Source organism: Sphingopyxis sp., assembly GCF_025869345.1.
In the GTDB taxonomy this organism is placed as follows: Bacteria; Pseudomonadota; Alphaproteobacteria; order Sphingomonadales; family Sphingomonadaceae; genus Sphingopyxis.
Genome location: NZ_JAOZVW010000162.1, coordinates 1 through 3,474 on the forward strand (window position 1 = coordinate 1; position 3,474 = coordinate 3,474).

Annotated in this window: 3 protein-coding genes; all 3 read right to left on the bottom strand. The window is 64.9% G+C overall.

The genetic code is table 11. The features are described 5' to 3' along the window. On the bottom strand, positions 1-1,083 hold a 1,083-nt coding region (locus tag OJI97_RS18630; RefSeq protein ID WP_297665996.1), incomplete at its 3' end, for an LON peptidase substrate-binding domain-containing protein. 226 nt (positions 1,084-1,309) lie between these two features. Then, positions 1,310-1,645 (bottom strand): YbaB/EbfC family nucleoid-associated protein, encoded by a 336-nt coding sequence (locus tag OJI97_RS18635; RefSeq protein WP_297665997.1) that lies wholly within the window; start codon positions 1,643-1,645, stop codon positions 1,310-1,312. Next, positions 1,642-3,351 carry a DNA polymerase III subunit gamma/tau gene (locus OJI97_RS18640; RefSeq protein ID WP_297665999.1) on the bottom strand — a complete coding sequence of 570 codons (1,710 nt, stop codon included), beginning with the start codon at positions 3,349-3,351 and terminating at the stop codon, positions 1,642-1,644. Before OJI97_RS18640 ends, OJI97_RS18635 begins: the two co-directional genes overlap by 4 nt. Positions 3,352-3,474: the final 123 nt, after the last annotated feature.

The window sequence follows — 3,474 nt, forward strand, 5'->3', positions numbered from 1 at the left end:
GCCGAGCGAGGTCTTGCCGACGCCCGGAGGGCCGACGAGGCACAGGATCGGGCCCTTGAGCTTGTTGGTGCGCGCCTGCACCGCCAGATATTCGACGATCCGGTCCTTGACCTTTTCGAGCGCATAATGGTCGTCGTCGAGGACGGCCTGCGCCTTCGCGATATCCTTCTTGAGTTTCGACTTCTTGCCCCACGGCAGTCCGGTCAGCGTGTCGAGATAGTTGCGCACGACGGTCGCCTCGGCCGACATCGGCGCCATCGCGCGCAGCTTTTTCAATTCAGCGTTCGCCTTGGCCTTGGCCTCCTTCGACATTTTGAGGCCGTCGATCTTGAGCTGCAACTCGCCGAGGTCGTCGCCGCCCTCGCCGCTGTCATTGCCGAGTTCGCGCTGGATCGCCTTCAACTGCTCGTTGAGATAATATTCGCGCTGGCTCTTCTCCATCTGCCGCTTCACGCGGCCGCGGATCTTCTTCTCGACCTGCAGCACCCCGAGTTCGCCTTCCATGAAGGCGAAGACCATTTCCAGCCGCTTCGCGGGCGCATCCTCGACGAGCAAGGCCTGCTTGTCGGACACCTTGATGTTGAGATTGCCCGCGACCGAGTCGGCGAGGCGCGAGGCGTCGTCGATCTGCGAGAGCTGCACCGCGGTTTCGGCGGGCATCTTCTTGTTGAGCTTGGCATAGCTTTCGAACTGGTCGACGACCGAGCGCATCAGCGCGGCGGTATCGACGCTGTCGTCGATCGCGTCGGCGACCGGCTTGACGCTCGCCATCACCGCCTTGCCGTCATCCTCCAGACCGAGCAGCTGGGCGCGCTCTTTGCCCTCGACGAGGACGCGGACGGTGCCGTCGGGCAGCTTCAGAAGCTGCAACACGGTGGCGATCACGCCGGTGTCGTACAGGTCGTCGCGCTGCGGGTCGTCCTCGCCGGGATCGAGCTGCGCGACGAGGAAGATTTCCTTGTCGGCTTCCATCGCGGCTTCAAGCGCGGCGACCGAACGGTCGCGGCCGACGAAAAGCGGCACGATCATGTGCGGGAAAACGACGATATCGCGCAGCGGCAGCAGGGGAAAAGATTGCGTCATTACGGCTCCTGAGCGAGCCCCGGCTTCGGCGGCTCCGCCCTTCTTATAGGGTGTTCATCGCTAATATGGCGTAACTTGCCGCGCATTCAATGACGGTGGGGTGAACGGGTAAGGCTCGCTCTCCCGTCTCAATCCGTGTCATCCCGGCGAAGGCCGGGATCTCGCCCTAGCGTTTTGATGCACCGGCGAGATTCCGGCCTTCGCCGGGACGACGGATGAAAGGGCGTCAAAACGGCAGCTTGAACCCCGGCGGCAGCGGCAGGCCGCTCGTCATCTTGCCCATTTCCTCATTGCTGACCGAATCGGCCTTTTCGCGCGCATCGTTGAACGCGGCGGCGAGAAGATCCTCGAGCATCTGCTTGTCGGAGGGAACGATCAGGCTGTCGTCGATATGGATCGCCTTGATGCGCCCCTTGGCGGTCGCGACGATCCTGACGAGGCCGCCCCCCGAAACCCCCTCGACCTCGAGGGTATCGAGCTTCGTCTGCGCCTCCTGCATCTGCGCCTGCACGGTGGCGGCGGCTTCCTGCGCCGCCTTCATCATTTCTTCGATCGATTTCATGGCTGGGACCTTTGGTGATTATTGTCGTCTTCGACAAGTCTCGCGTCGGGAAAAGCAGCCAGAGCGGCCTTCACGACGGGCAGTTCGCGGATACGCGCGTCGTTATCGGCCAGTTTCGCGGCCTTCATCTGCCCCAGGCTCGGGCGCGCGTCGCCTTCGCCGGTGCGAACTTGCCAGCGGCTCCCCGTCTGATTCAGCAGCGCTTCGCCGAGCTTGCGCGCGAAATCGCCGTCGAGCGCGGACGCCGCCGCATAGACGATCAGGCCGGGTTCGAGTTCGACAAGCTGGAGATGATCGTAAACCTGCAGCGCAAGCTGATGATTGCCGGTGCTTTCGAGGAGCTGGTGAATCTGCGCGATGGTCAGCGACGCAGGCGCTTCGCCCTGAAGCACCGCGGGCGTTTCCGCCGCCGGTTCGGCGACAGCGCGCTCCGCCCCGCCCGGTGCCGGCGGCGCGGCGAGCGGCATCGCGGGCACCCCGCCCTTTTCGAGCAGCTTAGCCAATTCCCCCGGATCGGGCAGCGATGCGGCGTAGATCACACGCAGCAGCAACATTTCGAGATGTTCGAGCGGATTGTTCGCACGCAGCACCTCATCATGCCCCTTGAGCAACAACTGCCACAGGCGGTTCAGCGGCGCGAAGCCCAGCTTCTTCGCCCAGTCGCCGATCCGCTCGCGGTCAGCCTCGGCCAGCGCGGGGTCGTCATGGCGCGACACCTTGGCGAGCGTGACCGCGTGGGTCAGGTCCATCAGCCCGCGCACCATCGCGACCGGCTCGATCCCCAGCGCATATTGCGCGCGGGCAAGGTCGATCGCGGCGCCGCTATCGCCCTCCAGGATCGCCGCCATCAATTGCGCGATCGACGAGCGGTCGGAGAGGCCGAGCATCGCGCGTACCTGCTCGGCACCGATCCTGCCGCCGCCATCCAGGTCGGCATGGGCGATCGCCTGGTCGAGAATCGACAGGCCGTCGCGCACCGATCCTTCGGCGGCGCTCGCGATCAGCCAGACTGCGGGCGCCTCGGCCTCGACGCCTTCCTTTTGCAGGATGGCGCTGAAATGCGCGAACAGCATGTCGGGGGTGATGCGGCGAAGGTCGAAGCGCTGACAGCGCGACAGCACCGTCACCGGCACCTTGTTCACTTCGGTGGTCGCGAACAGGAATTTGACGTGCGGCGGCGGCTCTTCCAATGTTTTCAGCAACGCATTGAAGGCGTTGCGCGACAACATGTGCACTTCGTCGATGATGTAGATCTTGTAGCGCGCCGACACCGCGGCATAGCGCACCGCCTCGATGATTTCACGCACGTCGTCGACGCCGGTGTTCGACGCGGCATCCATCTCGATCACGTCGATGTGGCGGCCCTCGGTGATCGCACGGCACGGCTCGCAGACGCCGCACGGATCGATCGTCGGCCCGCCCTGCCCGTCGGGGCCGATGCAGTTCAGCGCCTTGGCGATCAGCCGCGCAGTCGAGGTCTTGCCGACCCCGCGCACCCCGGTCATCAGAAAGGCATGCGCCAGCCGGTCGCGCGCGATGGCGTTGCCCAGCGTCTTGACCATCGCATCCTGGCCGATCAGCTCGGCAAAGGTCTGCGGGCGGTATTTGCGGGCAAGGACGCGGTACGGCCCGCTCGATGCGGGCGCCGAAGTCTCCGGCAAATCCATCCCCAGCATGGGGGTATCGTCGTCGGCGGAATCGCTCATAGGCTCGTCTTAGGGGGGCCAGGGACGCTTGTCGAAGGGGAATGCGGACGGCCAACCCAATCCCTCGTCACCCCGGACTTGATCCGGGGTCCCGCTCAGCGACATCGACAAGCGGGGCCCCGG

What these genes read in the sequence shown, in the direction of transcription:
- OJI97_RS18635 (WP_297665997.1), bottom strand. Translation starts at nt 1,645, where the DNA reads ATGAAATCGATCGAAGAAATGATGAAGGCGGCGCAGGAAGCCGCCGCC.
- OJI97_RS18640 (WP_297665999.1), bottom strand. Translation starts at nt 3,351, where the DNA reads ATGAGCGATTCCGCCGACGACGATACCCCCATGCTGGGGATGGATTTG.